The sequence below is a fragment of the Robertmurraya korlensis genome (assembly GCF_023715225.1).
GTDB lineage: Bacteria > Bacillota > Bacilli > Bacillales > Cytobacillaceae > Robertmurraya_A.
In genome coordinates this window covers 73934-99243 of record NZ_JAMBNS010000004.1, presented here as the reverse complement: position 1 = coordinate 99243, position 25310 = coordinate 73934, and the positions used below count along the sequence as shown (strand labels likewise).

Annotated in this window: 30 protein-coding genes and 1 riboswitch; of the genes, 9 read left to right on the top strand and 21 right to left on the bottom strand. The window is 37.4% G+C overall.

Annotation, left to right across the window (positions count from 1 at the left end):
• The first annotated feature begins 152 nt into the window (after positions 1-152).
• A complete protein-coding gene (locus M3175_RS09100; RefSeq protein ID WP_251518168.1) occupies positions 153-1700 on the top strand; it encodes a sigma-54 interaction domain-containing protein in 1548 nt (515 codons plus the stop codon).
• 611 nt (positions 1701-2311) lie between these two features.
• Positions 2312-2467: a hypothetical protein gene (locus M3175_RS09095; RefSeq protein WP_251518166.1), complete on the top strand. Its 156-nt coding sequence runs from the start codon at positions 2312-2314 to the stop codon at positions 2465-2467.
• Between the two features lie 21 nt (positions 2468-2488).
• On the opposite strand, the gene M3175_RS09090 is transcribed toward M3175_RS09095, so the two are convergent.
• Positions 2489-2974: a tetratricopeptide repeat protein gene (locus tag M3175_RS09090; RefSeq protein WP_251518164.1), complete on the bottom strand. Its 486-nt coding sequence runs from the start codon at positions 2972-2974 to the stop codon at positions 2489-2491.
• A gap of 207 nt (positions 2975-3181) precedes the next feature.
• On the opposite strand from M3175_RS09090, the gene M3175_RS09085 reads away from it, so the two are divergent.
• Positions 3182-3643: a DinB family protein gene (locus tag M3175_RS09085; protein WP_251518162.1), complete on the top strand. Its 462-nt coding sequence runs from the start codon at positions 3182-3184 to the stop codon at positions 3641-3643.
• A gap of 86 nt (positions 3644-3729) precedes the next feature.
• On the opposite strand, the gene M3175_RS09080 is transcribed toward M3175_RS09085, so the two are convergent.
• The 6 genes from M3175_RS09080 to M3175_RS09055 all read right to left on the bottom strand — a co-directional run bounded on the left by M3175_RS09080 (position 3730) and on the right by M3175_RS09055 (position 7904).
• Positions 3730-3993, bottom strand: coding sequence for a hypothetical protein (locus M3175_RS09080; protein WP_251518160.1), 264 nt, complete (start codon positions 3991-3993; stop codon positions 3730-3732).
• Positions 3994-4049: 56 nt separating this feature from the next.
• A complete protein-coding gene (locus M3175_RS09075; protein ID WP_251518158.1) occupies positions 4050-4652 on the bottom strand; it encodes an alpha/beta hydrolase in 603 nt (200 codons plus the stop codon).
• Positions 4649-5596 carry a ring-cleaving dioxygenase gene (locus M3175_RS09070; RefSeq protein WP_251518156.1) on the bottom strand — a complete coding sequence of 316 codons (948 nt, stop codon included), beginning with the start codon at positions 5594-5596 and terminating at the stop codon, positions 4649-4651. Before M3175_RS09070 ends, M3175_RS09075 begins: the two co-directional genes overlap by 4 nt.
• A gap of 19 nt (positions 5597-5615) precedes the next feature.
• Positions 5616-6224 (bottom strand): flavin reductase family protein, encoded by a 609-nt coding sequence (locus M3175_RS09065; RefSeq protein WP_251518153.1) that lies wholly within the window; start codon positions 6222-6224, stop codon positions 5616-5618.
• 4 nt (positions 6225-6228) lie between these two features.
• Positions 6229-7176, bottom strand: coding sequence for a ring-cleaving dioxygenase (locus M3175_RS09060; RefSeq protein WP_251518150.1), 948 nt, complete (start codon positions 7174-7176; stop codon positions 6229-6231).
• Positions 7177-7397: 221 nt separating this feature from the next.
• Complete coding sequence (locus tag M3175_RS09055) at positions 7398-7904, bottom strand: CBO0543 family protein (protein WP_251518148.1); 507 nt, start codon at positions 7902-7904, stop codon at positions 7398-7400.
• A gap of 145 nt (positions 7905-8049) precedes the next feature.
• On the opposite strand from M3175_RS09055, the gene M3175_RS09050 reads away from it, so the two are divergent.
• Complete coding sequence (locus M3175_RS09050; protein WP_251518146.1) at positions 8050-8196, top strand: hypothetical protein; 147 nt, start codon at positions 8050-8052, stop codon at positions 8194-8196.
• 104 nt (positions 8197-8300) lie between these two features.
• On the opposite strand, the gene M3175_RS09045 is transcribed toward M3175_RS09050, so the two are convergent.
• Both M3175_RS09045 and M3175_RS09040 read right to left on the bottom strand, forming a co-directional pair.
• Positions 8301-9590: an NCS2 family permease gene (locus tag M3175_RS09045; RefSeq protein WP_251518144.1), complete on the bottom strand. Its 1290-nt coding sequence runs from the start codon at positions 9588-9590 to the stop codon at positions 8301-8303.
• Between the two features lie 42 nt (positions 9591-9632).
• Positions 9633-9732, bottom strand: a riboswitch (purine riboswitch).
• A 115-nt stretch (positions 9733-9847) separates the two neighbouring features.
• Positions 9848-10513: a serine/threonine protein kinase gene (locus tag M3175_RS09040; protein ID WP_251518142.1), complete on the bottom strand. Its 666-nt coding sequence runs from the start codon at positions 10511-10513 to the stop codon at positions 9848-9850.
• 131 nt (positions 10514-10644) lie between these two features.
• On the opposite strand from M3175_RS09040, the gene M3175_RS09035 reads away from it, so the two are divergent.
• Positions 10645-10851 (top strand): hypothetical protein, encoded by a 207-nt coding sequence (locus M3175_RS09035; protein ID WP_251518139.1) that lies wholly within the window; start codon positions 10645-10647, stop codon positions 10849-10851.
• Between the two features lie 131 nt (positions 10852-10982).
• On the top strand, positions 10983-11414 hold the full coding sequence (locus M3175_RS09030) for a DUF2383 domain-containing protein (protein WP_251518136.1): 432 nt from the start codon (positions 10983-10985) through the stop codon (positions 11412-11414).
• Positions 11415-11483: 69 nt separating this feature from the next.
• Here the strand turns inward: M3175_RS09030 and yoyE are convergent, their stop codons facing one another.
• Positions 11484-11612, bottom strand: a complete 129-nt coding sequence (gene yoyE, locus M3175_RS24875) for a protein YoyE (RefSeq protein WP_276131208.1) — start codon at positions 11610-11612, stop codon at positions 11484-11486.
• Positions 11613-11756: 144 nt separating this feature from the next.
• A complete protein-coding gene (locus tag M3175_RS09025; RefSeq protein WP_251518132.1) occupies positions 11757-12740 on the bottom strand; it encodes a ketoacyl-ACP synthase III in 984 nt (327 codons plus the stop codon).
• Between the two features lie 184 nt (positions 12741-12924).
• On the opposite strand from M3175_RS09025, the gene map reads away from it, so the two are divergent.
• Complete coding sequence (gene map / locus M3175_RS09020; protein WP_251518129.1) at positions 12925-13668, top strand: type I methionyl aminopeptidase; 744 nt, start codon at positions 12925-12927, stop codon at positions 13666-13668.
• Between the two features lie 46 nt (positions 13669-13714).
• Here the strand turns inward: map and M3175_RS09015 are convergent, their stop codons facing one another.
• From M3175_RS09015 to M3175_RS08995, 5 genes are all read right to left on the bottom strand, one after another.
• The gene (locus tag M3175_RS09015; RefSeq protein ID WP_251518126.1) at positions 13715-14683 is read right to left on the bottom strand and encodes a carbohydrate kinase family protein; all 969 of its coding nucleotides are present in this window, start codon (positions 14681-14683) and stop codon (positions 13715-13717) included.
• 14 nt (positions 14684-14697) lie between these two features.
• Complete coding sequence (locus M3175_RS09010; RefSeq protein WP_251518123.1) at positions 14698-16176, bottom strand: glycoside hydrolase family 32 protein; 1479 nt, start codon at positions 16174-16176, stop codon at positions 14698-14700.
• A 66-nt stretch (positions 16177-16242) separates the two neighbouring features.
• Positions 16243-17691 carry a sucrose-specific PTS transporter subunit IIBC gene (locus tag M3175_RS09005; RefSeq protein WP_251518121.1) on the bottom strand — a complete coding sequence of 483 codons (1449 nt, stop codon included), beginning with the start codon at positions 17689-17691 and terminating at the stop codon, positions 16243-16245.
• A gap of 142 nt (positions 17692-17833) precedes the next feature.
• Positions 17834-18829, bottom strand: coding sequence for a LacI family DNA-binding transcriptional regulator (locus M3175_RS09000; RefSeq protein ID WP_251518119.1), 996 nt, complete (start codon positions 18827-18829; stop codon positions 17834-17836).
• Positions 18830-18962: 133 nt separating this feature from the next.
• Positions 18963-20417, bottom strand: a complete 1455-nt coding sequence (locus M3175_RS08995; RefSeq protein WP_251518117.1) for a glycoside hydrolase family 1 protein — start codon at positions 20415-20417, stop codon at positions 18963-18965.
• A gap of 203 nt (positions 20418-20620) precedes the next feature.
• On the opposite strand from M3175_RS08995, the gene M3175_RS08990 reads away from it, so the two are divergent.
• On the top strand, positions 20621-21346 hold the full coding sequence (locus M3175_RS08990; RefSeq protein ID WP_251518115.1) for a MurR/RpiR family transcriptional regulator: 726 nt from the start codon (positions 20621-20623) through the stop codon (positions 21344-21346).
• 487 nt (positions 21347-21833) lie between these two features.
• Positions 21834-22439, top strand: coding sequence for a LysE family translocator (locus M3175_RS08985; RefSeq protein WP_251518113.1), 606 nt, complete (start codon positions 21834-21836; stop codon positions 22437-22439).
• A gap of 19 nt (positions 22440-22458) precedes the next feature.
• On the opposite strand, the gene M3175_RS08980 is transcribed toward M3175_RS08985, so the two are convergent.
• The 5 genes from M3175_RS08980 to M3175_RS08960 all read right to left on the bottom strand — a co-directional run bounded on the left by M3175_RS08980 (position 22459) and on the right by M3175_RS08960 (position 25151).
• Positions 22459-23040 carry a DUF6944 family repetitive protein gene (locus tag M3175_RS08980; RefSeq protein WP_251518111.1) on the bottom strand — a complete coding sequence of 194 codons (582 nt, stop codon included), beginning with the start codon at positions 23038-23040 and terminating at the stop codon, positions 22459-22461.
• A 116-nt stretch (positions 23041-23156) separates the two neighbouring features.
• Positions 23157-23321, bottom strand: coding sequence for a Fur-regulated basic protein FbpA (locus M3175_RS08975; RefSeq protein WP_251518108.1), 165 nt, complete (start codon positions 23319-23321; stop codon positions 23157-23159).
• 177 nt (positions 23322-23498) lie between these two features.
• On the bottom strand, positions 23499-23684 hold the full coding sequence (locus tag M3175_RS08970) for a YezD family protein (protein WP_251518105.1): 186 nt from the start codon (positions 23682-23684) through the stop codon (positions 23499-23501).
• Positions 23662-24117: an RrF2 family transcriptional regulator gene (locus tag M3175_RS08965; protein ID WP_251518102.1), complete on the bottom strand. Its 456-nt coding sequence runs from the start codon at positions 24115-24117 to the stop codon at positions 23662-23664. The genes M3175_RS08970 and M3175_RS08965 overlap by 23 nt, the downstream gene beginning before the upstream one ends.
• Before the next feature lie 146 nt (positions 24118-24263).
• Entirely contained in the window at positions 24264-25151 is an 888-nt protein-coding gene (locus tag M3175_RS08960) for a sulfite exporter TauE/SafE family protein (protein ID WP_251518099.1), read from the bottom strand.
• Positions 25152-25310: the final 159 nt, after the last annotated feature.

Here is a 25310-nt window from a genome sequence, read left to right as displayed (position 1 = left end):
GCTTGTATAATTAATAGTATGCAAGAAGCGTGCCAACTTAAAAACGCATGAAAATGTGAAAATTATGTGTACAGATTGTTTACAAAATCGTAAAATAAGTGTAAAGTCTTTACAATTTTGTAAACCACATTAACAGTAGTAAAGGTGATTGTATGATAAATAAAAATATTTTGCTTCAAACTTTTTCCCAGCCAATTGACGGGGCCATTTATATAGAAGAAATGCAAACCTACCCTCTACATGCTCGTTTGTCAGATGTAAAAGTTTTAGAAGATGTTCTTTTAGTAGATGATACTGGTGCTCCAGCCTTTGTTGTTCCGAAGTCTGCACTTTTTGAAGTCGTCTTTCAAGAATGGAAAAACTTGTCCAATGTATACGAAACACTATTAAAGGCGGTCGATGATGCCATTACGATCGTCGATCAATCGGGTCACGTTGTCGCCTGGAATCCAAAGGCAGAAGAACTTTACGAAACAGCTGCTGAAGCCATCATCGGATACCCTATTACAAATTTTTTCCAAAAAGAATCAGTTGTCCTCATGAAGACATTAACCGATGGATCTACTGTTACTCGACATTATAACCAGCCAAAACAGGATGTACACGTGCTTATTAACTCTCTTCCTTTGATCAGTAACGGAGAGATTATCGGTGGAATTTCGGTAGAACGGAATATTACCGACATCGTAAAACTAAATGATGAGTTAACAACCACTGCTGCGTATATTCAAGATTTGGAAAGTCAAATTGAGCCGAATGAAATTGATGACCCTTTTTATAAAATTAAAGGACGCAGTCAAGCCCTAAATACGTCTATTACCCTTGCAAAAAAAGTAGCTCGCACAGACGCTACCGTCATGATTACAGGTGAAAGTGGGGTGGGAAAAGAATTATTTGCACAAGCCATTCATAAAGCAAGTACACGTGCTGAGGGACCGTTTGTCGACTTGAACTGTGGAGCAATCCCTGCAGCCCTTTTTGAAAGTGAACTGTTTGGATATGAAAAAGGTGCATTTACGGGCGCTGTAAAGGAAGGAAAACTTGGAAAAATTGGTGCTGCGAAGAATGGAACTTTGTTTTTAGATGAAATTGGTGAGCTTCCACTTGAGTTACAAGTGAAACTACTTCGTGTATTACAAGAAAAGCAATACTATCGTGTGGGTGGGAATGAACCAATACCCATTGATGTAAGAATTATTGCTGCAACCAATCGAGACTTAGAGAAAATGGTTGAAGAAGGTTTATTCCGTGAAGATCTCTACTACCGTCTAAATGTCGTTGTCGTACCTCTCCCTCCTTTACGCGAGCGAATTGAGGATTTACCTGAGCTCGTCCAATTATTTTTAAAAGAGTTCTCTGCCAAATACGACAAGCCTGTCCCTGATGTTGTACCAGAGGTAATGGTCACATTCATGCATTACCCATGGAACGGAAATATCCGTCAGCTCAAAAACACGGTGGAACGAATGATGATTTTGGCTGATGACAATATAATCACCGTGGCCGAACTGCCAACCGCCCTTTTTAAAAGCAAGGCACAGCCTACCGTCAATGTGTTACGTGAAGAAACGTTTGAGGATGAACGGTCAAAAATTGCTCAAGTACTTCATCAAACATATGGAAATAAATCAGCTGCCGCAAAAATGCTTGGATGGTCCCGTGTGACTTTATATAATAAGATGAAGAAATATGGATTGTAATTTCTTTTGAGGTGCTAAGATCTTCCTAAGCACCTCTATTTTACAGAAACATCGGTAAAATCAAATACTGAAAAAACCAACTCTCCTAACGAGAACTAGTTTTTCAAAAGTTAATATTAGACGTAGCAATCATGATCTTCTTACATCCTCTCCTTCTCTTCTGAACACGAAAAGCATTCAATCCCACCATTCGTATCCACTACCCCATTGAGAAAACCATCCAAGCAGTAAATCGTCTTCCCGCATTTCTTACATCTTCCCACTTCTTCATGCATCCCCATCACCTCAAATTAGCTTGACTTACACATTAAATTTATCAGTTGAAATCTGCCCTAATACTTGATTACTGAATCATTCCTTTTTCACTTCGCACTGTTTATCCTCCGTTAACACTCACAAATCATAAGTATATTTCCGCCTGGATCTTTGATATTAAAATAATACCCGTGTAGAATGTCGGACTTTTCAATGTCTCAAACAGGGATAAATACGGCACCAATCTCGTTTTTTATTGGCTTTTCCATGGCGTTACCTCCGTAATTTTTCATTTAATAATTCTTCCAACCTTGCACATACTACTACCGATACTACATGAGAGTGAGTTGAGTAAGATGTCTAATCAAGGAAATCAAAACAAAGATCAAACTAGAGAACAAATTGAAAAGCAGGATAAGCATAATGATGTAGAGCTAGGCGATGATTTTCAAATCGGAAACTCAAAATCACAAAGTCAGAAAAAAAGTGGACGTCAAGCGAACAGAAAATAACCTCATCCCTTGAGGTTATTTTCATTCCCAGACTTGATCAAGCTTATCTGCATAAAACCCAATTGCCCTTTTGTAACGTAATATCTCTTTGTCTTCTGTCGTCTCAATTAAACATTTGAGGAGGTTTTCCATTGCAACTGTATGTTTTTGTAAGTTGTACAATGTCATCGAATAGAACACTCTCATTGCCTGACTGTTAGGAAATATTGAACTGCCTTTTAAAAAGATGTCCTTTGATTTCTCGTATTCTCCGAGTGTCCGATATGTACTGCCCAATCCAATATATGACTCCTCTAAATCAGCACCCGACAATCCTTTTTCAATTGCCGTTTCATAATAAGGAACAGCTTTTGCTTCTTCCCCCATTACATCAAAACTCCAGGCACATTGGTAGGAAATGACAGGATTCTCAGGGTATTCTTCCGCTAACTTCAATAATATTTGATTCGATTTTTTCAGTTCTCCAACTTTTCTAAGTTCAATTGCCTCGGTCAGATCTTTTCTCATTAAAACACTCCCAAACTAAATTGTAGGCGCATACATCCTAATCCTTCAAAAAGAAAAAGTGTTTCTCGTTTATTTATTATATTGCTAATCTACTAAAATGAAATATATTACAATTATAGCATATCCCTACCATCAACTTTCTTTTTTCGGAAGGATAATTGCCCATTTTATCGAATAATTACCTATCAAAATAAGGGGGTATGTAAAATGAATCCACGTCATGAGGTTTTGTTCACTCAATTAGAAAGCTATCGAAGTGAGGTGTTGGGAGTTTTAAAGGATGTATCAGAAGTACAAGCGGAAGTCATACCTGAAGGATTTAAGAATAATATTCGTTGGAATCTTGGCCATATTTATCTAGATCAGTTCCTATGGATTCAAGCGCTTACAAAAGAAAAAGTAGGCGTCGTGCCTGAGCAATTTCAATCATGGTTTGGATACGGATCAAGTCCAGTCAGTTTTGAAAAGGACACTCCTTCTTTCCAAGAGTTAAAGGAATTACTAAGAGAACAACCTGTAAAGATTAAAGAAATGTATAAAGAAAGATTAGAAGAAGAATTTACACCAACTGAGATGGGAATGCATACGATTGAACAAGTACTCATTCGCACGATCTTTCATGAAGGCTTACATATGCAAACGATTTTAGATATAAAGAAGTTTCTATGAAATAAGTTAAGACCGCAACATTTCCGAAGAAATGTACGCGGTCTTTGTTTAAAATTTTTCATAACTTACCCACTCAATGGTATCCTTTAGTGATACATAGCCATCACTTTCTCTATATCACCAATTAATTGGCTACTTTCCTCTTTTGAAAGACGTAGGGGCATTTGATCATAAAGGGTAATGATTTGTCCGTCCTCATTATCCCCATGTACGATTAGGTATTGATAAATATTATTTAATTGCGTTTCATTAAGAACGGATTGGGTATCAAAGTTTTTCACTCTCTGTAAAGTAAATTCATTTACAGAAGAATCAAAGATACCGTCAATAATAGAGCCATTCAAAAACATATCTTCACTCCTCAAAGATAGATATGTTAGTTTACCCTGAAAATAACGCTTGTATTTTATAATTTTCGATACCATTCAGCTGCTGCTTCTACTTCATCGGCGGTAAGTTGGTGCCCTCGGTTCTCCCAATGAAGCTGGACTTTTGCGTTCGCACCTTCTAATAGCTTTTGAAGCTCGGTTGATTCCTCCGGTGAACAAATAGGATCATTGGTCCCTGCACCGATAAACACCGATGTTCCTTCCAAGTTAGGAAGTTCAATTCCTCTCAGAGGGACCATTGGATGGTGTAACACGGCAGCCTTCAAGGCATTTGCATAGTGAAATAACAGACTTGCTGCAATGTTCGCACCATTTGAATACCCTATGGCTACGATGTTGTTACGATCAAATTCATATTTCTCTGCCGCTTCATCGAGAAAATCATTTAATTCTTTTGTACGGAAGATTAAATCTTCAATATCAAATACTCCTTCTGCTAATCGTCTAAAAAATCGCGGCATTCCATTCTCTAGAATATTACCTCTCACACTTAAGACACCTGCAGAATCGTCAATCATTCCAGCTATAGGTAGTAAATCTAATTCATTTCCCCCTGTACCATGAAGCAATAACAAAAGTGGTTTTAGTGGGTCTTTCCCCTTTTGATAAATATGTTTCATCGTTTTTCTCCTTTCAACATTGTAACCTCAACGGGTGGTAACGTATTTTCTAGTTCTTTTCTTTTTGACTCTAACCAAGACGGTAACATTAATTTCTGACCAAGTTCGATTTGGGGTTCATCTACGGTAAAGCCTGGCGGGTCAGTGGCTATTTCAAAAAGAATGCCACCTTCTTCATGAAAATATATCGCTTGAAAATAATTTCTATCAAGAATGTCAGTTGGGTAATACTCTTTTTCCACTAGTAAATCTTTCCATTTTTGATGTTCCTTTTCATCTCTAGCTCTCCAAGCAAGATGGTGAACGGTTCCTGCCCCCATTAAACCTCGAACAGAAGGAGATAATTTAATATCGATTGTATTTCCTAGTTCTCCCACTGACTGAAACCTTAAAAAGCTTTCTTCCTGTCCCATGCATGTAAGTCCAAGAATATTTTCTAATACATCCGACGTCTTATGGGGTTTTGCAGACAAAAGAGTGGCGCCTCCAAATCCTTTTATGGCCACCTCTGGCCCTATACCGTCTATATTCCACTCATTTCGGGGACCGTTTGATCTCTGTACCAATTCAATCTCCAATCCATCCGGATCTTGAAAGCTTAAATACGTTTCTTTAAATCGGTTCGTTTTAATAAAACGAACTCCAAACGATTTCAAACGATCCTCCCAAAAGGAGAAAGAGTTCTCCGGCACAATATAACTGGTGACACCAACCTGTCCGGTACCAATTCTCCCTTTTAGCTGACAATCCCAAGGAAAAAAAGTAATTACCGTTCCAGGTTGTCCTGAGTTATTTCCAAAATAGAGGTGATAGACTTCCGGACGATCAAAATTAACAGTTTTTTTCACAAGTCTTAAACCTAACACTCCTGCGTAGAAATCTATATTACGCTGAGCGTCATTTACCATGGCTGTTATGTGATGGATCCCTACTGTTTTTAACATGTTTTCTCCACCCGCTTTGTTATTTTGGTCTTTCAATCGAAAAAATGTCACCTATTTTGGCATAATTATCTCCGGCAAGCCGACTTACTGCTCCTAGGCCTCTTGGATCAATCTTCCCCTCGTGGTAAATGGCTGGATCAATATGACAGTGAACAATTTTTCCAATGATTAAATCACACCCAGGAATATCTCCTCCACCTAATTCAAGTGACTGCTCTAACTTACACTCGAACCGGATTTTCGCCTCATTTATTCCTGGTACAGCAACTTTCACACTGTTCACTGGAGTTAATTGAGCTAGGTCAATTTCACTTTCATCCGGTGGAAGAGTTGCTGCAGTTAGATTAATTTTCTGTACATTTTCTTCATCAACCACATGGATAACAAATTCCCTAGTCTGAAAAATGTTTCTTGCTGTGTCCTTTTGTTTCCCACCCGATCTCTGGATAGATAAGGAAATCAAAGGAGGATTGGAGGATACAATGTTAAAGTAGCTGAAAGGAGCACCGTTTAGCACTCCCGTTTCCGATATTGAGGTAACAAATGCAATCGGTCTTGGGATAATACTACCAATTAACAGCTTGTAATTGTCTCTTTCGGACAACGCTGATGGATCAATGGCAAGCATATAATCAATCCTCTCGTCTTAACTCTCTTACTTCAAACGGAAGCAGAACTTGTTCTATTTGATGACGATGAGTCTCATATTGGCTTGGCAACATAAGCTTTTCTCCCATTGTTTCTACAGACTCATCATGAGCAAATCCAGGAGGATCTGTTGCAATTTCAAATAAGATTTCTCCATGTTCTCTAAAGTAGATTGCGTTAAAGTAATTTCGATCTTGAACAGGTGTTACACCATACCCATTTGCTTCCACGTGCTTTTTCCAGTCCAATTGATCGGCATCATCCGCTGCTCTCCATGCAATATGATGAACCGTACCTACACCCATTTGCCCACGCCCAATCGATGTTCGTTTTAAATCAATGATGTTTCCGATGTCTGCAGTAGACTGGAAACGAACAATATCTCCTTCCTCACCTACTTTTTCAAGTCCCATTACTTTTTCTAATAGGTCTGCTGTTTTGTTCGGTTGAGTGGATAATAAAGTTGCTCCTCCAAATCCTTTTATCGCATACTCTGGTGTAATTCCTCCAAATTCCCAACCATTCAATTCTCCTGCTTCTCTTTCAACTATCTCTAGATGTAAACCATGAGGATCATCAAACTCTAGATATTTTTCCCCAAAGCGTTCAAGCTTGGTAAAAGGGATGTTAAACTTCTCTAATCTTGCTTCCCAAAACTGAATAGCACCTTTAGGTACGACATATGAAGTAACCCCCACTTGCCCGTCCCCAATTACCCCCTGACGAGCACCTGCCCACGGAAAAAAGGTAATAATGGTTCCTGGTTTTCCCCCTTCATTTCCAAAATAGAGATGATATGTTCCCGGGTCGTCAAAGTTCACCGTTTGTTTAACTAATCGAAGCCCTAAAACACCTGCGTAAAAATCCACATTTTCTTGAGGATGTCCGACTATTGCTGTAATATGGTGTATTCCCATCGTATTTTTAACCATTATTATCCACTCCTATTGGTCAGATTGCTACTAATATTTTTACCTAATGAAAAAATCTTATATTACTTTTATGTCTCGAAACTGAGATAATACACTGAAAATGATTTGAAATTAAATATCTCGATTTAAAGATATTATAAAATAGATATTTTGATAAGTCAATAATTTAAGCAAACATAAAAAGCCAAAGATATATTGAACGAACGTCCAAACAACTCTGGCTATTTTGCAAATTTAAATGGGATATCAAACTGTGCAATTAAGAAAATAATAATAAACACAGATAAAATGTATGCATGAAGGGGTTTATTGTGATGTAAAGCAATCACAGAAAACATCACAAGATCAAATAGAAATGAATAGAATAGCGTCCACCCATTTTGATACGAAATTCTGTCAAACATGTGCAGTATCCATTCAACAAAAATGTAAATTCCGGACCAAACCAATATGTAAAGGACACGTTGAAGCCATTTCTCAGGAAAGTGGGATAGAAATAAAAAGATACTTAAAGGCATGGTGCTAATTGCATAAATAATGACAACCATTTCATGACCATAGAGAATATCAGGATGAAATTTCCACAATGTATTGTCTTGAACGATATATTCATACAACAAACCGCCAGTGGAAATAAATAACATACTGGGATGATAATCACTCCAGTTTTTCCCTTTCCCCCACCTCAGCGCTGCCAAGATCGTTAGTATCGCAATAGTAACGTGCATACACACTATCCTCTCATGTGTTTGTTCACAGTTTAACCTAAAGAAACACCTTTAATGTACAGATTTTATGTTTCCTAAACTGAATAAGAGTGCGAATTACAGAAACAATATGGGAAGAAACATTGAGTAAGGGAGGTAAAATTCGATGAATGGAAAGGAAAACAAGCGTAACTCTTCGGCAGCCGATGTTGAACAAGAGTTACAAAATAAAAACGAAATGGACACTGAGCAAAACACCTCAGCACAAAAAGATGGTTTCCGATATGATTATGATGATTCTTCAGATGTGTAAAGAGCGTATTTTCTTTCGATTAAAAAAAGGACGTTAAACAACCGTTTCAACGTCCTTTTCACTAGAAACACCTAATGAGTAGCCTAAGCAACTCATTTACGCGATTAATGGGATGGAAAGAAAATCATTTGCAAAATAAAGATTACTCCAAAAACATATAAGATCGGATGAACTTCTTTACCTTTGCCACTTACCAATTTCATTAATGGATACGTAATAAATCCAATGGATATCCCCGTCGCAATACTCGCTGTCAATGGCATCGTGAGAATGATGGCAAACGCAGGAAAAGCTTCATCAAAGATTTTCCAATTGATTTTTGATAACCCCTCCATCATATAACAGCCAACGATAATTAAGGTAGGAGCTGTTATCGCAGGTAGTGATGAAATCGCAGACACGATTGGCGAAAAGAATAATGCCAATAAAAACAGAATGGCCACTACCATTGAGGTTAATCCGGAACGACCGCCAGCAGCCACCCCAGTTGATGACTCAATATACGCACTTGATGGACTTGTTCCTAATGTTGATCCTACTGTTGTTGCTACCGCATCTGCCATAAGTGCAGATTTTACCTTTGGCAAATTTCCGTTTTTCATCAGTCCAGCTTGTTCCGCTACCCCAATCATCGTTCCAGTTGTATCAAAAATCGTAACAAGTAAAAAGGCAAAAACAACGGTATACAATCCGTTTGTAAAAACACCTATGATATCAATATCAAAAAAGACAATTGGTGGTGGAGGTGCAACCACTCCATCAAACTTTAAATCACCTGTAACGTAACCAATCACAGCTGTGACAAGCATCCCAATAAACAATGCACCATTTACTTTACGTGCAATCAAAATAAGAGTTACGAACAATCCAACGATAGATAAAATCGTTACCGGTTGATGAAGATCCCCAAAAGCCACTAAATTACCTGGATTTGCAACGACAATTCCCGCCATTTTTAATCCAATAAAAGCAATAAAAAGACCAATTCCTGATGTAATTCCATATTTTAAAGAAGCTGGAATGGAATGTATTAATGTTTCTCGCAACTTCGTAAAGGATAATAATAAAAATAACACACCTGCTAAAAACACAGCTCCAAAAACCACTTGATAGCTAATTCCATGTACTGCTACTACACTTGTAAAGTATGCATTCATCCCCATCCCTGGGGCAATGGCGATAGGATACTTTGCAAATAGAGCCATGATTAACGTACCAATCACAGCTGAGGCAATTGTTGCTACAAACACTTGGTTAAAAGGTACTCCTGCCGCTGAAAGAATTGCAGGGTTTACAAAAATGATATACACCATCGTTAAGAAGGTAGTGATACCTGCGAGAATCTCTGTTTTTATATTTGTTCCTAGTTCCTTTAACTGAAAAAAGCGTTCCATAAATCCTCCTAAAATATAAAAAATTCCTAACTATAAATGGGTAGACTTCTCCTACCCATTCGTAGTTAGGAATTAACGGTTCCTAGTAGAGACTCTTAGACCATATTTCTAAGAATATACGAATGATATATCACAACAAAAAGTATTATATACGAACTTTTAACATACGTAAACACTAATTGTTCGTATTTTACTCGTACTTCACAAAAATTCCTTTTAAACTACTTCAAAAAAAAGAGAAAGCCCTCGGCTTCCTCTTAAAACCACTTCAACTTTAATACATCTTTAAAAAAATCTTCAATGCTTGTGGATTGTCGATTGTTATAGCTTTTTCTAACCGTTTCTAACAACCATGCTGGAATCGATTTTCCATCTATTAACCGATAATACTCCTCGTATCCTCTTTTTAAATGCTCCCAACGAGCGTCATCTCCAGGTAATAAATATTCAGATACATCAATGATTTTCGCTTTGCCATCTTGTAACAGAATATTTTTCAAATGAATGTCTCGAGGATTTAATCCCTTCTTTCTTGCGTAAGCTCTCGCTATATCCACCTCTCGAATTACCTTTGATGGTATATGAATCCCCTGTTGAAGACATTCGTAAAGTGTGATGCCGGACTCATAACTTACGACAAGATAACGGTCTCTGGCTTCATAACAGGTCGAAAAATAAGGAGAAGATCCTAATTTCTCATACACCTTTGCTTCCATCTGAATTTTTTCTAATTTATCATTAGCAAACAGTTTATATGCATAGGCTGGCGCATGAATATATTGAAAAACAGCTGCATCCGTACCAACACCAATACACTTCAATTCTTTTACATTCCCATGAATCGAAACGGGTTGATTATTTGGATTTGAAGAAATCGTAATATGAGACAGGAGCTCATCAACAATTTCACATTCTTTTTCCATATTCAGCCCCCTATCTATCTTGAAATCTATTTAGCTAGATTATCACAATCATTCTAGTTAATAAAATATTATGATTTGTCATATAATGGACAACCCGTTAATAGGTATTTATTATCTTGGAGGTGGTTTGAATGAACGAAAATAAAAAATTAGCCATTGAGCTCGCTAAAGCATTAATTCAAAATAACCATGTGAAGCCACGATTCAGTCACACAAGAAATAATGACATCGGAGATGAAAACTCAATTGAATACCTAATTGGGGATTCTCGCTATTCGTTTACAGACATTGTCTCCCACTATTTAGACAATATTGAACGCATTAAGAAGTGGAGCTAGTTGCCACACTCATTAAAATATATTCTAAAAAAAGCACACAAATTCGTTGATAAGGATAAGTTATCCTTTTTAGAAAAAATATGAATATTTCATAAGGAACTTCTAAAAATAGAATGAAAGGATGTGCTTTTGTGAAAAATGAGACAGTAATTGCAGAACTAAATGCCCTACTTAAGGGAACTTACATGGGGATTCGCTCGATGGAACACTATATTGAAAAGGTTGATGATGAGGAACTAAAAAGACATTTTCAGTCGATGCAACAGGAAACAAAGCACAATGCCCAAATACTTGCCGAACGGATTCAAAATTTAAGTGGTGTACCAGCTGATAGCGAAGGGATCACAGGAGCCATGCAAGGTTATCTCCATCGAATGATGCTCTCAGAGGAACCTAAAGATATCCTTGAGGATGCCTTAAAAGGTGTAGATGATTACGGTGTACACTATTCAGAAGAACTTGTAAGAGGAGATTTAGATCCTGAAAGCAGACAAATCGTTGAAGGAGTAATTGATACAAATCGAAGACATGCAGACTTTTTAAGACAATTACTACAACAGTAGACCATCTATTTTACGAGATGGTCTTTTGAATGCTGGTACTAGTAATTATTAAGGGAGGCGATTGCCTCCCTACGTATTTTTTCTACCTTTTGCAGAATTTTCTTTTGCATGTGCTTCGTGTTCAGCAACAATTGCTTCAGCAGGTATATGGTTATTTTTTTTCGGACGATTCGCTTGTGCACGATGTTTTTTTCCCATGATGATCCCTCCATGCTGCTTTTATTTTCTTAAGCATGTGCTCAAATAGGATTGGATATCCTACAACATATCTTCCCTCAATAAAAATAAAGCATTCATGTAAATTACATGGCTTCTAAGATTAACGTCCCGAACTAGAAACTGTTAAATCTTCCACTCTAATAACACCCCAGCGTGAGTTAATCCTCCACCGAAGCCGTATAATAAAATTTTGTCTCCACGCTTTATTTTTCCCTCCATTACCCCTTTATCCAATGCTAGAGGGATCGTTGCTGCAGAGGTATTGCCATATTCCTCTAAACTTTTTAGCGTTTTTTCTATTGGAAATTTGCTTCTTTCACAAATGGATTCAATGATTCTAAGATTCGCACTGTGAGGCACAAACCAATCAATTTCTTGCAAGCTTATTTCTGTCTTTTCTAATACTGACAACATCCCCTTGGGAACTGTGTTAACAGCCCATTTATATACTTCCCGCCCATTTTGTGTAATGTTTCCTGTTGCCGTTAGGCTTTCTCCGTTTATACTCTCAGATAAATCTGTACAGTATAAATTCTTCCCTAGTTCCCCTTGCGAACCTAAATGTGAAGAAAGGAAACTTGGACTGTGTTCATTATATTCCACAAGAACCGCTCCCCCACCATCACCAAATAATACGCAGGTGGTTCTATCAGTAAAATCAGTGATCTTTGACATCGTTTCTGCACCAATAACCAAAACCTTTTTATTCAAACCAGCAGTAATTAAACCATTGGCAACGTGTAAACCATAGGCAAAACCTGCACATGCCGCATTTAGATCAATTGCTCCAGTGTGTGGAATTCCTAACTTTGCTTGGACTAAAGCAGCGACGCTAGGAGTTTTAAAATCTGGAGTCATGGTACATACAATAATCATATCTACATCATGAACAGTCTTGTTATTTTTTTCGATTAGATTTTCTACTGCTTTCACACAAATATCACTTGTAAACTCCTGTTCGTTTGCAATTCTTCTTTCTTTTATACCAGTTCGTTGGATGATCCATTCATTGTCTGTATCAACCATCCGCTCTAGATCATCATTCGTTAATATTTTCTCGGGTACATACGAACCAATGGCAGTGATCTGTGCTCTCGAATTGTTCATTGCTTCACCTCATTAATAGTATAACCCCATTATAACTAACTATTAGTATCTGGTGCTAATTTTATGTATTTTTAGAGAATTTTTTTCACTGGGCTTCCGATTAGTAAAAGTGGATTTTCCCGCAAGAAAAGGGTATTCTAGAACAATCGAACTTTTATTTAATTTTTGTTGAAGGGGATTTATTATGATTGCAAAAACAGAAGAAGATATGAATGGATTGAAGGAGATCGGGAGAATTGTTTCCTTGATCCGTGAGGAATTGGTACAAAAGACAGTTCCAGGTATTTCTACACAAGAGCTTGATGATATGGCTGGTGTACTTTTTGAAGAGCACGGAGCTATTTCTGCACCTAAAGGTGAATATAACTTTCCTGGCTATACTTGTATAAGTGTGAATGAAGAAGTGGCGCATGGAATCCCGGGAAAGCGTGTGATACAAGAAGGAGATATTGTAAACATTGATGTGTCGGGCTCTAAAAATGGATATTTTGCCGATACAGGTATTTCCTTTGTTGTAGGTGAAGGAGACCCTATTCTTACGAAGCTATGCGAAACTGCAAAAGAGGCATTCGAAATGGGCTTAAAGAAAGCAAAACCTGGTTCAAAGAAGAGTGGACTCGGTAAAGCGGTAATGTCTGTAGCCAGAAAGAATGGATTAACGGTTATTAAAAATCTCACTGGTCATGGCATTGGACGGAGAATTCATGAAGCCCCTGATCATATCTATAATTACAATGAAACCTGGGATGACGAACTGTTAAAAGATGGTATGGTAATCGCTTTTGAACCATTTATCTCAACACAAGAAGAGGAAGTATTCCAAAACGAAGGTGATGACTGGACGTACGTCACAGAAAAAAGCTTTGTCGCTCAATGTGAACATACAATCATTCTTTCTAAGAACGGACCAATCGTGATTACTCGATGATTTGATAAGAAAAGGAACTTGCTATATTCACGCAAGTTCCTTTTCGCTATTTATGGATTAGTTTATTAATTTCCTCTACTGTAGGAAGAGCAGAAATCGCTCCCTTGCCTTCTGTAGTTAATGCCCCACTTGCATTCGCAAATGTAAGAAATTCCTCTGCTTTTGTCTCTAATAGTTGTGCTATTTCTTCAATGCTAGTGTTATTTTCTAAAAGCTTGTATAAGAATCCACCAATAAAAGCATCTCCAGCACCTGTTGTATCTTGTACATTTGCCTTAAAGCCATGCGATTCAAACTTTTTGCCATTTACATAAAGTTCTGCACCGCTGGCTCCCTTGGTATAAATGATTGCTTTTACCTCTCCTTGAAATAGAGAAGAAATAGCCGTTTTTTCGTCAGCTATTCCAGTTATGAATTCGAGCTCTTCATCGGAAATTTTGACGAGATGTGCTTCCGGAATAAACTCCAGAATGGTATTTTTGCATTCTTCTGCATCCTTCCAGAGTGGAAGTCGTACATTGGGATCAAAACTAATAAGGCCGCCTTTTGCCTTCATCGCCCGAATCGCTTTGGTATGCGCGCGTTTCATTGGGCTTTCAACTAAATCAACCGAACAAAAGTGGAGAATGTCCCCCTCATTAAACCACTCTTCATCAATTTCTGCTTCATCTAATAGTAAGTCAGCGGATGGATTACGGTAAAAAGAAAAATCTCTCTCTCCATCTAGTCGAAGAGATACAAAGGCAAGACCTGTATTGGCCTCTGTCGTCCGGCTGATCTTTTCTGTCTCTACGCCGGCTTCTTCCAACTTTTCCACTAAAAAGTCACCAAACGCATCTACTCCAAGTTTAGTGATCATAGAAGAGGATCCACCATATTTGGCCACGGCTGCTGCTACGTTAGCTGGAGCCCCTCCTGGTGCACGTTCAAAAGAAATAACATCCTTCAAGGCTTTTCCTTTTTCCAAAGGGATAAAATCAATTAATACTTCTCCGATAGAAAATAACTTCCCCATTTTCCTACCTCTTTCTACTGATTTTTTTGTAATTCCCATTTCTTTGCCTGAAAAGAAACCTTCCCTCCTGTAGCAAAAAAGCGGATTCCTTCACTCTCTTGGCTAGGAAAGATTCTACTTGTAAAAACTTCTTCTCCATCATTAACAAAAATCTCAACTGAGGATACATCAACAAACATCTGAAGTTTAATTTTCTTGCTGTCCAACGTACATTTTCTCACTGTCCCATAAGACGTGGCGAAGGATGTTCCAGAAAGTGTCCGGTCGAGGACTAGCTTCTTTTCTATCGTATCATAAATAATGATTGTTTTTTCATTTTTTCCTGTTCGAAATTCAATTCCAAAGGTTTTTGCATCATGGTTATGAAATTCAGTGATTAGCTCGTACGTCATACCGGTGAAACCAGCATAGGATTTTCCTTCATCATGAAGGATTTCCTCCAAATGTTTTTCATTTTTTCTTAACCCTTCCAATTCCTTCACTGGATTTTGAAGTAGCTTCCCGTTTTTTTCGGTTAACTCTCTTGGTAAGGATAAACAATGAGCCCAACCATGTGCATCCGTCGGATAGTCGATTTCCGGAAGACCAACCCATCCAACTAAGATCCGTCTCCCCTTATGATCCTCCATCGATTGTGGTGCGTAGAAATCAAAGCCACGATCCAGTTCTTGAAAGTCTCCATGGGAAAATAAACCAGTCTCCACATCAAGTTGATTTCCTATCAAGTATCCAGATTGATAAATATTTTGATATAAATCACCATTTGGAGCAATTCCTTGTGGTGAAAAAACTAGAATTCCTTGATCTCCCAGTTCAAAATAATCGGGGCATTCCCACATATAACCGAATTGTGGAAGCTCTGTTTTCATTTCACCTTTAAAGGACCAACTCAATAAATCATTTGATTGATAAAGGACTATACACCCTGTTTCATTTGTTCTTTGAGCTCCAATCACCATAAAAAACTGATCGTCTTTTTTCCATATTTTCGGATCACGAAAATGATCGGTATATCCTTCTGGTACCTCAGAGATAACCGGAGGAAGCTTTGTTATTTCCCCATCATGATTCATCACAGCTAAACATTGATATGGATTCCTTCCCCAATCATTATCACGCGTGTTTCCTGTATAAAGTAAATATAACTTCCCCTCATGTTCGATGGCACTCCCTGAGTAAGCTCCATGACTATCAAAATAGTCACCTGGCTTGATCCCAATTCCTGCATCTTCCCAGTTCACCAAGTCCTTTGATTTCACATGATACCAATATTTCAACCCGTGAACCGGTCCTAAAGGGAACCACTGATAAAATAAATGATATTCTCCGTTAAAGTAGGAAAAACCGTTTGGATCGTTTAATAATCCAGTATTCGGTTGTATATGGAAAGTTTGTCGCCATATTGAACTATGCACTCTTTGTTCCAACTCATATACTTCTTCCTGACTTACTTCTTCCAACCTTCGATATCTTCGTTCTTTTGTCCATTCCATGTTAGTCTCTCCTTATGCAAACAGAGGGGAATCAAAATTGCGATTCTCCCTCCTCATTTTTCAGTCTTAAGCTGCTTTAAGCCCGTTTTTCTTTTTTTCTTTCTTTTCCTCACGCTTCCCTAATACATAGGTCATAGCAAAGGCTACTGCAAAGGCAATTGCCATACCGATAGTATAAGAGATAATGGATCCTGGCTTAATTGAGATAATGCCAGGAAGACCTGCCGCACCAAGAGCGACAGCTTTTACTTTAAATAGTGTTACAAACGCTGACCCTACCGCTGCTCCGATAATGGCACCGATAAATGGAAAACGCAGCTTTAAATTCACTCCGAACATAGCAGGTTCCGTAATTCCGAGTAAGGCTGAGATACCTGCTGCTGAAGCAACACCTTTTGTCTTGGCATTTTTCGTAATTAAAAGGACCGCCAGTGTTGATGCACCTTGAGCAATATTTGACATGGCAGCAATAACGAAGATAAAAGAACCGCCTGTTTTAGCCATATCTGCAAGAAGTTGTGTTTCTACTGCAATAAAGCTGTGGTGCATACCTGTGATAACAATTGGCGCATATAGAAGTCCAAAAATTGCTCCCCCGATAAAACCAGTGGTATCATACAACCAAATTAAGCCGTCAGTTAGTAAGTTCCCTGCCGAACGTGTTATAGGGCCAACAGCCGTGAATGTTAAAAGACCTGTTACAAATATAGTTAATAATGGCGTTAATAAGTTATCTAATGCAGATGGAATCACTTTGCGTAAACCGTTTTCAATCTTTGCTAAAATAAACGATGCTGCAAGAACTGGTAGAACACTACCCTGATATCCGACCTTTTCGATTTCTAAGCCAAGAATGTTCCAAACCGGAATCGTGCCATTTAACAAGGCATCTCCATAACCATACCCATTCAATAAGTCTGGGTGAACCATCAGCATTCCAAGAGCTGCCCCTAAATACTGATTGCCACCAAATCGTTTTGTTGCTGAAAATCCAATTAAAATCGGTAAGAAAACAAATGCAGCATTCGCAAACGTATTAATAAGTGCGGCTAAGTCAGCAAGTTCAGGCTTTGCTTCGACAAGAGATTTTCCAGCGATAAATAAGTCTTGAGCCGTTAATAGATTGTTAATCCCCATTAATAAACCACCGGCTACAATCGCTGGGATAATAGGAACAAAGATATCAGAGAGCATCTTTACAAAACGTTGAAGCGGATTCATTTTCTTCGATCCAGCATCCTTTACGTCGCTCGTAGACATTTCTTCAATATTTGTTAACCTAGTAAACTCTTTATAAACTTCATTTACTGTACCGGAACCGAGGATAATCTGATACTGACCTCCAGTTGAGAACGTTCCCTTTACAACATCCATTTCTTCAAGTACATTTGTATCTACTAAACTCTCATCCTCTAACACTAGTCGAAGTCTTGTTGCACAGTGTGCCGCAGCTGAAACATTTTCCTTGCCACCAATAGCTTTAAGAATCTCTTCAGCAATTAATAAATAATTCATTGGTATTTCCTCCTTATTCAAATGTGGAACCGATTCCAAACTTCAATAAAAAAATATCGCCTTTTTGGAACCGGTTCCTTTCTTAAGTATTAATTCACCGGTTCCTAAGTTCATTGCTTTGGAACCGGTTCCGATGAGTTGATTATAATTCATGTTTAATGAAACTGTCAACGCTTCCACGAGAAATTAATTCAAAATTTGTGTATGTAATTTTTTCTATTTGTTCCCCTTCAATTAATTTAAGCATTTTCTGCGCAGCTATTTTCCCCGCATTTTTAAACTCATATTTGACAGTCGTAAGGCTTGGATGAATGTACTCTGTGACCTCATATCCACCAAATCCCGTAACAGATAAATCCTTTGGTATATCTAACCCCTTTATAAAGGCTGCTTTACAAGCACCTAGGGCAATATTATCTGTTGCACAAACGATAATTGATGGCTGAAAATCTTCAATAATACGTGTCGCTTGCTCGAGGGCTTCACCCATCCCAAATCCTGTCTGATAATATTTGACCTCGCACTCTTCCATACCTGAAACAGCATCTTTGAAGCCATCTCTCCGTTGTATACCAACAGAAATATCTTTTGGTGTTACACCTAAATAAGCTATTTTTCTATGGCCTTTTTCCAAAACATGTTTCCCCATTGCTTTTGCTGCTTCGTAATCTTGATGAATAATACTGTATACATCTTGATGCTGTTGACCTACGAGAATGATCGGTATCTCAATTTTTTCAAAAGCTTCTAGATGCTGATCGGTTATTTTAGTCGCCAACAAAATAATTCCTGCAACCTTTTGTCTTGCAAAGCTATAAAGACTTTCTATTTCTCTTTCTTCATCTTGACTTGTATTCGAGATGACCATTTGGCAACCAGCTTCACGGAGTTGTTCATCAATCCCAATAAGTGTTCTTGCAGAAGCAAAAGAATCTAACCGAGGAACAACGGTTCCAACAATACTTGTCTTCTTTGCTTTTAAACTTTGAGCAAATGTATTCGGAACATACCCCGTCTCGTTTATCACTCTCTCTATTTTTAGTTTTGTCGCATCACCAATCGACCCACCGTTCAAATATCGCGAAACGGTACTTTTCGCCACACCAGCCATACGAGCAATATCTGCAATTGTTGTCATATTGTCACTCCGTTATAAATTCTTCTATGTAATTATCCTCTTTAATCAAGAATATTTCAAATATAGAGTACGACAGAAACTACCTCACCAAAAAAGACATCCCAGTAAATGAGATGTCTTCATAAAAATCTTTTTATAGTTCTTCCCCATTGGAAGCAATCACCTTTTTGTACCAATTAAACGATTTCTTCTTGCTTCTTGCTAGTGTACCATTGCCGTAATCGTCTTGGTCTACGTAAATGAAACCATAACGTTTAGACATTTCTGACGTACCAGCACTAATTAAATCAATGCAGCCCCAGCTTGTGTAACCAATAAGATCAACACCTTCTTTGATGGCTTCTTTCATTTGTTCAATATGAGCACGCATATAATCAATTCGGTAATCATCATTGATAGAACCATCTTCTTCTACTTTATCGTAAGCGCCAAGACCATTCTCAACTATAAATAGAGGTACCTGATAGCGATCGTACATTTTCTTTAATGTAATACGCAAGCCCTTTGGATCGATTTGCCATCCCCAATCCGATGACTCTAAGTAAGGGTTTTTCACTCCGCTAAAGAAATTTCCTTTTTCCTTTTTCTTACCTGGTGCCCCACTAGCAACCATAGACATGTAGTAGCTGAATGATAGGAAGTCAACAGGATGTTGTAATAAAATTTCTTCGTCTCCAGGAAGCATGTTAATTTTAATATCATTTTCTTCAAAATAGCTCAGCATATAGCTTGGATAATATCCACGAACTTGAACATCAGTGAAGAATAAGTTCATTTGATCTTCTTTTTGTGCTTCTAAAACATCATCAGGACTACATGTCTCTGGATATACTTCCATACGAGCTAACATACATCCAATCATAGCTTCAGGAATAATTTCATGACAAGCTTTAACAGCTCTTGCGCTAGCAACAAATTGATGATGTAGTGCTTGATATACCGTTTGTTCCTTATGTTCTACTTCATCGATTAAGATTCCGCTTCCGATATACGGTGAAAGTGTAGAGATATTGATTTCGTTAAAAGTTAACCAGTATTTTACTTTGCTTTTATAACGATTGAACACCGTTTCTGCATAATGAACAAAGAATTCAACTACTCGACGATCTGCCCAACCATTGTAATTTTGTACTAAGCTAAGTGGAATTTCGTAATGTGATAAAGTTACAAGTGGCTCAATTCCATACTTCAATAGCTCATCAAAAACCTTGTCATAGAAAGCTAGTCCTTCTTCATTTGGCTCTCTATCATCACCGTTTGGAAATATACGAGGCCAAGAGATAGACATACGGAATGTTTTAAAGCCCATTTCTGCAAACAAAGCAATATCTTCTTCATAACGATGGTAGAAGTCGATTCCACGACGTTTAGGGAAGTTATCTCCACCTTTACCCGCTAAAAGATCTTCTAGTTCCTTTTTACTTTTTACGTCCATCTCTATATCATTACCACGTTCTTCTTTTGGGACAAATTGTACCATATCAAAGATAGATAATCCTTTACCACCTTCGTTGTATGCACCTTCTAATTGGTTTGCAGCCGTAGCTCCACCCCATAAAAAACCTTCTGGGAATTGATTGTTTTTCATGATTGTTCCTCCTAGCCTATTCTCTAAAATGTTATTAGTTAGTCTATAGGAATATAGTAATTTTAATTGGTATGATAGTAAATAATTGTGGAGTATCTAGTTTTTAATAACAACGGTTGTTATACGTTACAAAGTTGTAACACTATGTTACATTAATACATGTATGATTAGAAAGTTGCGATTTCTAAGGAGAGGTTCCTTTTATGTTTACAAATGAGGTCATTAAATCATTCAATGAATTAGAAACATCAATATATAATTATGTTTGCCAACATAGTGAGAAAGTTGCTTATATGAGAATACGTGAATTAGCCGATGAAACACATGTATCGACAGCAACCATACTACGTTTTTGTCGTAAACTTAATTGCGAAGGTTTTTCAGAGTTTAAAGTTAAGCTTAAAATGCATTTAGGTGAGGAGAAAAAAGCCACACTAAAGTATTCAGACCATTCAGTAGTTGAATTTTTCGAACGGACATTAAATGGAGACTTAGAAAATAAAATTAAAGAGGCTGCAAAACTGATTGCAGAAATCGATCATGTTATTTTTATCGGGAGCGGCAGCTCAGGTATTGTTGCTGAATATGGAGCCAGATACTTCTCTAGTTTGGGTAAATTCTCACTTTATATAAAGGATCCTTTTTTACAGCTTCACTCCAAACACCACGATAAAAGCGTGACGATCGCATTATCGGTGTCGGGTGAAAACTATTTTACGATTGAACACTTGAACCAATTGAAACAAGAAGGAAGTACCATTATTAGCATCACAAATAATACACGTTCAACGATTGCCAAAATATCTGATGTAAACATTGCCTATTACGTGACGGAAGAAATTTATGAAAAAGCAAATATTACCACTCAAGTGCCCGTCGTGTATATTCTAGAATCTCTCGCACGTGAAGTACATAGGCAACAAAGCTAAACCATTATTAAAACCAATCTCACGGCTAACCAAACTGATTTTTGGTCATAATCCGCTTTATTATGACCGCTTCATACCCTCCTTTTCTGACTTTCGGGCTTTACCTAACTTATGAAGGTCGTTACAAACTGATTTTTATCAACTTTTGATCTTCATTATTCTTATGAAGATCATTACTCCCCCTTCTTTATCAACTTGTGATCTTCATCAGCCTTATGAAGATCATTACTCCCCCTTCTTTATCAACTTGTGATCTTCATCAGCCTTATGAAGATCACTTCCCTCCCTTCTTTTTCAACTTTTGATCTTCATCAACTTTTTTTATTTAATTTATTCATCAAAAAACCACTTCCTCTAAATGAACAAACATATAAATACTAGTCATTCTTTAGTTTGGTAGACTGCTAACACATTAGTAGAGTCTCTTGAGAGATTTTCTTTTTCTATGTTTTAATATGTAAAAATAATAAATTGAAGGAGTAGGACGATGTTTTTCTATATTTGCATGTCATTATCTATCATTCTAATACCTGGTCCCGATATGATATTTGTTCTTACACAAAGTATTTCATCAGGTATTAAAGCAGGAATCCGTACGATTTTAGGTTCCTTAACGGGGACATTTATTCATACATTACTTGCTGCGTTTGGCTTGTCCATTATCGTTCAAAAATCACCCTTTGTTTTCGAGGTAATAAAATATGGCGGAGCTGTTTATTTACTATTCTTAGCGATTCAATCGTTTCGTGAAAAAAGTGAATCTACTCAATTGGACCCGGACGGTACTCAATTAAAGGGCTTTTTTAGAAAAGGTTTTATAACGAATATTGCTAACCCAAAAATGCCCATTTTCTTTTTGACTTTTTTACCACAATTTGTGCATGTAGGTACGGGGGATGAATCGTTTCAAATCTTTTTCTTAGGCATTATCTTCATTATTGAAACCTTTATTGTCTTTTTTATTGTGTCATTATTCTCTTCGCGATTAAGAGACAAATTGAGTGGAAATGCTTTAGTATCAAACATTATTAATTACTTTAAGGGAACTATTTTTGCTGGGTTGGGGATAAAATTACTTCTTTTAAGTAGGTAGTATAAGAACTTATGGGGTGTTAAGGAGAAGGAACACCCCGTTTGCTTTCTTCCGGAAGAGCACCAAATATCGAGATTACTGAACCAACTGCTTGAATCCAACTTCCAGTAAAGATAATTACATCACCAGACGAACCAGATTCCGACTCTCGCTTTTCTTTTAAGTTGATAGATCCACCAATTGCTTGAAGTGAATTCCCTGTAGATTGGAGTAGGTTCCCATATATATTGTAAATTTGACCAGAAGCAGTTGGGTCCTCAACTTCCTCAGCTAATGCTACACCACCACCTAGTGCTTGTAATAAATTGCCCGTGATCACTAATTTTTCTTCTGTTTCTTCTTCAACCTTCAAAATAAGTCCAGCAACAACTGTACTATTTCCTATAGCTTGAATCTCATTACCTAGTTTCTCGAGTGAGGGGCTTTGTGCATCAGCTTGAATTGCATTGCCCGAACCTTGAAGTGTATTACCGACAATATCTAAGCCTTTATATAAATCTGTGATTCTAGTGGACTGTGTAGGTATACTTGCTATTGCTGAAAGTATTGTCCCTATTGCAGTTATTACCGCACCAAATAATTCTTTGACCTGATCGTCCATAACATACTCCTTACCGTTGTATGTTAAATTATATTCAAATCTTATAGGCGTGCTACCCAAAAATTTGTCATATTGATACAACATAAAAAAGACCTTCATCTAACGAAGGTCCACACTTATTCCTTACAATTTCTGTTCCATTTTTTATACTCTAGCTCTAAGTCTGTAAGTGTTAACTCAAATAAATGTTGCTCGTTCTTCTTGTAGATTCCTGCTTTGATTAAGTAATTAATTAAATAATTCTTTCTCTTTTCTACAGCCAATCTTAATTGTTTTGACATCCTCAATACCTCCAGTTTAGTCTATTCAGTTACCAACAAGTCTTACTACTGTACTATTGGAAAACCAAACTGTTTTTTTATATCCGACAAAAAAAAGCCCCCTTAGCAACGGTCCATGTTCATGAACAGATAACTAATAGGAGCCTTCGGTTGTCCGATTGGCATGTATTTATTTTTTTATCTTGCATGTTTTTGTTGTGTTTTGCCTCTTGCTTGTAATGGTAAACGGTGTTTTTCTATTTTATCGATTTGAGTCACTTGAGAGTCATGTACAGTTATTTGTACTGTTCCATATTCTAAGTTCTCGAGTAAAATCTTCACTTTTTCTAATACTTGCTCATCAATTTGTCCTTTTGAAAGCAAGAAAATCATCCCCTTTGTTCAAAGCTATCCGATTCTCCAATAAGTCCTCTAAAGTGGTTTGATCTAACACATACGCGATCGTATCTCTAACAAGCGACCAGAGTGGTTTTAGTTGACAAGAAGGTTCTAATTGACATGGTTCGTATTTCGTAATGGATGCACATCCCATAGGGGAAAGTGGTCCCTCTAACACCCGAATGACTTCACCAATGTTTATGTCCCTTGTCTCCCGTTTTAGGATATATCCGCCATTTGTACCTCTTTTACTTTCTAAATACCCTAATTTTTTAAGCTTTAATAAAATTTGTTCTAAATAACTTACAGTGACTAAAGTTTTATCTGAAATTTCTTGAATCGATACCACTTTTCCATGAAGTTCCCCTAGAACTAGTAATGCTCTTAATGCATATTCTCCCTTACTTGAAACCTTCATTTAGTTCGCCCCCTATTTTTCCCTCATTCAATGAAAAGTCGAGTATTCTAGTCAACATTTTACCATAAAATTTTAATTGTTGATTAAACCAGTCGACTTTTGCATATAGAAATGAATTACGTTAATTTTTAATGGGGGCGCAAAACTTAATTTAGTACTTCACTTGCATTCGAATTTGTATTTTTGATTTTTAATACGATATATACAATCGAAGCAATCCAGATACCAGCAATACCTGCGTAAACGAATGGATAAACACTTGTTTGATCAATCCATGTTGTCACAAGAGTTCTAGAGTTAACTAGGATAATAAACCCTCCTACAAGCACACCCATTAATTGTGCATGGATTTTTTGTACTAACCAGGCAGCAATCGGTGCAGCAATTAATCCACCAATCATTAATCCTCCAACCCACAGCCAGTTTACTTGTTCCCAACCAAGGGAGATTAAAAATCCAAGAGTAGCAGATACGGCAATGGCAAATTCACTTGTATCAACTGTACCAACTACTTTACGTGCACTGATTCCTTTTTGAGAAAGCAAAACAGGAGTTGCAATGGGACCCCAGCCTCCTCCACCAGTCGCATCAGCAAAACCCGCGATCAATCCTAGAGGGATGGATTTTTTTCTTGATAAACCAATATTATTTTTCTGTTCTCCAACTTTAAACATAAATAAGAATCTAGCCAAAACATATACACCAAGGGCAAGTAAAAAAATAGAAATATAGGGTTTTGCAAGGTCACCAGGAATATTACTCAAAAATGTAGCCCCTAAAAATGCTCCAATCGATCCTGGTATGACGAGTCTGAGTACTGTTTGTTTATCAACATTCCCAAATTTAATGTGTGAAGCTCCAGATGCAGCCGTTGTCACCACTTCTGCTAAATGAACCGATGCGGATGCAACTGCTGGTGCAATACTAAACGCAAGTAACATGGATGAGGACGTCACCCCGTATGCCATTCCTAATGCCCCATCTATTAGCTGTGCTAATAAACCAATAAACGTAAATACCATTAACTTTTTCATTTCATAGCCTCCAACTTCTTAAATAACTTTGTTTCTATACTATAATCCACATTATCCCTACCTGTAAACTAGGAATTTAAAAAAATTGGATTTTTTTATTTTAATCCATTTGTTTGTTAAAAAGAACTGCCTTGGTTTTTAATACCTCTAACCTGGAAT

Excerpts from the sequence above, each read along its gene's own strand:
- M3175_RS09100 (WP_251518168.1), top strand. The coding sequence starts at position 153 with ATGATAAATAAAAATATTTTGCTTCAAACTTTTTCCCAGCCAATTGAC.
- M3175_RS09095 (WP_251518166.1), top strand. The coding sequence starts at position 2,312 with ATGTCTAATCAAGGAAATCAAAACAAAGATCAAACTAGAGAACAAATT.
- M3175_RS09090 (WP_251518164.1), bottom strand. The coding sequence starts at position 2,974 with ATGAGAAAAGATCTGACCGAGGCAATTGAACTTAGAAAAGTTGGAGAA.
- M3175_RS09085 (WP_251518162.1), top strand. The coding sequence starts at position 3,182 with ATGAATCCACGTCATGAGGTTTTGTTCACTCAATTAGAAAGCTATCGA.
- M3175_RS09080 (WP_251518160.1), bottom strand. The coding sequence starts at position 3,993 with ATGTTTTTGAATGGCTCTATTATTGACGGTATCTTTGATTCTTCTGTA.
- M3175_RS09075 (WP_251518158.1), bottom strand. The coding sequence starts at position 4,652 with ATGAAACATATTTATCAAAAGGGGAAAGACCCACTAAAACCACTTTTG.
- M3175_RS09070 (WP_251518156.1), bottom strand. The coding sequence starts at position 5,596 with ATGTTAAAAACAGTAGGGATCCATCACATAACAGCCATGGTAAATGAC.
- M3175_RS09065 (WP_251518153.1), bottom strand. The coding sequence starts at position 6,224 with ATGCTTGCCATTGATCCATCAGCGTTGTCCGAAAGAGACAATTACAAG.
- M3175_RS09060 (WP_251518150.1), bottom strand. The coding sequence starts at position 7,176 with ATGGTTAAAAATACGATGGGAATACACCATATTACAGCAATAGTCGGA.
- M3175_RS09055 (WP_251518148.1), bottom strand. The coding sequence starts at position 7,904 with ATGCACGTTACTATTGCGATACTAACGATCTTGGCAGCGCTGAGGTGG.
- M3175_RS09050 (WP_251518146.1), top strand. The coding sequence starts at position 8,050 with ATGAATGGAAAGGAAAACAAGCGTAACTCTTCGGCAGCCGATGTTGAA.
- M3175_RS09045 (WP_251518144.1), bottom strand. The coding sequence starts at position 9,590 with ATGGAACGCTTTTTTCAGTTAAAGGAACTAGGAACAAATATAAAAACA.
- M3175_RS09040 (WP_251518142.1), bottom strand. The coding sequence starts at position 10,513 with ATGGAAAAAGAATGTGAAATTGTTGATGAGCTCCTGTCTCATATTACG.
- M3175_RS09035 (WP_251518139.1), top strand. The coding sequence starts at position 10,645 with ATGAACGAAAATAAAAAATTAGCCATTGAGCTCGCTAAAGCATTAATT.
- yoyE (WP_276131208.1), bottom strand. The coding sequence starts at position 11,612 with ATGGGAAAAAAACATCGTGCACAAGCGAATCGTCCGAAAAAAAATAAC.
- M3175_RS09025 (WP_251518132.1), bottom strand. The coding sequence starts at position 12,740 with ATGAACAATTCGAGAGCACAGATCACTGCCATTGGTTCGTATGTACCC.
- map (WP_251518129.1), top strand. The coding sequence starts at position 12,925 with ATGATTGCAAAAACAGAAGAAGATATGAATGGATTGAAGGAGATCGGG.
- M3175_RS09015 (WP_251518126.1), bottom strand. The coding sequence starts at position 14,683 with ATGGGGAAGTTATTTTCTATCGGAGAAGTATTAATTGATTTTATCCCT.
- M3175_RS09010 (WP_251518123.1), bottom strand. The coding sequence starts at position 16,176 with ATGGAATGGACAAAAGAACGAAGATATCGAAGGTTGGAAGAAGTAAGT.
- M3175_RS09005 (WP_251518121.1), bottom strand. The coding sequence starts at position 17,691 with ATGAATTATTTATTAATTGCTGAAGAGATTCTTAAAGCTATTGGTGGC.
- M3175_RS09000 (WP_251518119.1), bottom strand. The coding sequence starts at position 18,829 with ATGACAACAATTGCAGATATTGCTCGTATGGCTGGTGTGGCGAAAAGT.
- M3175_RS08995 (WP_251518117.1), bottom strand. The coding sequence starts at position 20,417 with ATGAAAAACAATCAATTCCCAGAAGGTTTTTTATGGGGTGGAGCTACG.
- M3175_RS08990 (WP_251518115.1), top strand. The coding sequence starts at position 20,621 with ATGTTTACAAATGAGGTCATTAAATCATTCAATGAATTAGAAACATCA.
- M3175_RS08985 (WP_251518113.1), top strand. The coding sequence starts at position 21,834 with ATGTTTTTCTATATTTGCATGTCATTATCTATCATTCTAATACCTGGT.
- M3175_RS08980 (WP_251518111.1), bottom strand. The coding sequence starts at position 23,040 with ATGGACGATCAGGTCAAAGAATTATTTGGTGCGGTAATAACTGCAATA.
- M3175_RS08975 (WP_251518108.1), bottom strand. The coding sequence starts at position 23,321 with ATGTCAAAACAATTAAGATTGGCTGTAGAAAAGAGAAAGAATTATTTA.
- M3175_RS08965 (WP_251518102.1), bottom strand. The coding sequence starts at position 24,117 with ATGAAGGTTTCAAGTAAGGGAGAATATGCATTAAGAGCATTACTAGTT.
- M3175_RS08960 (WP_251518099.1), bottom strand. The coding sequence starts at position 25,151 with ATGAAAAAGTTAATGGTATTTACGTTTATTGGTTTATTAGCACAGCTA.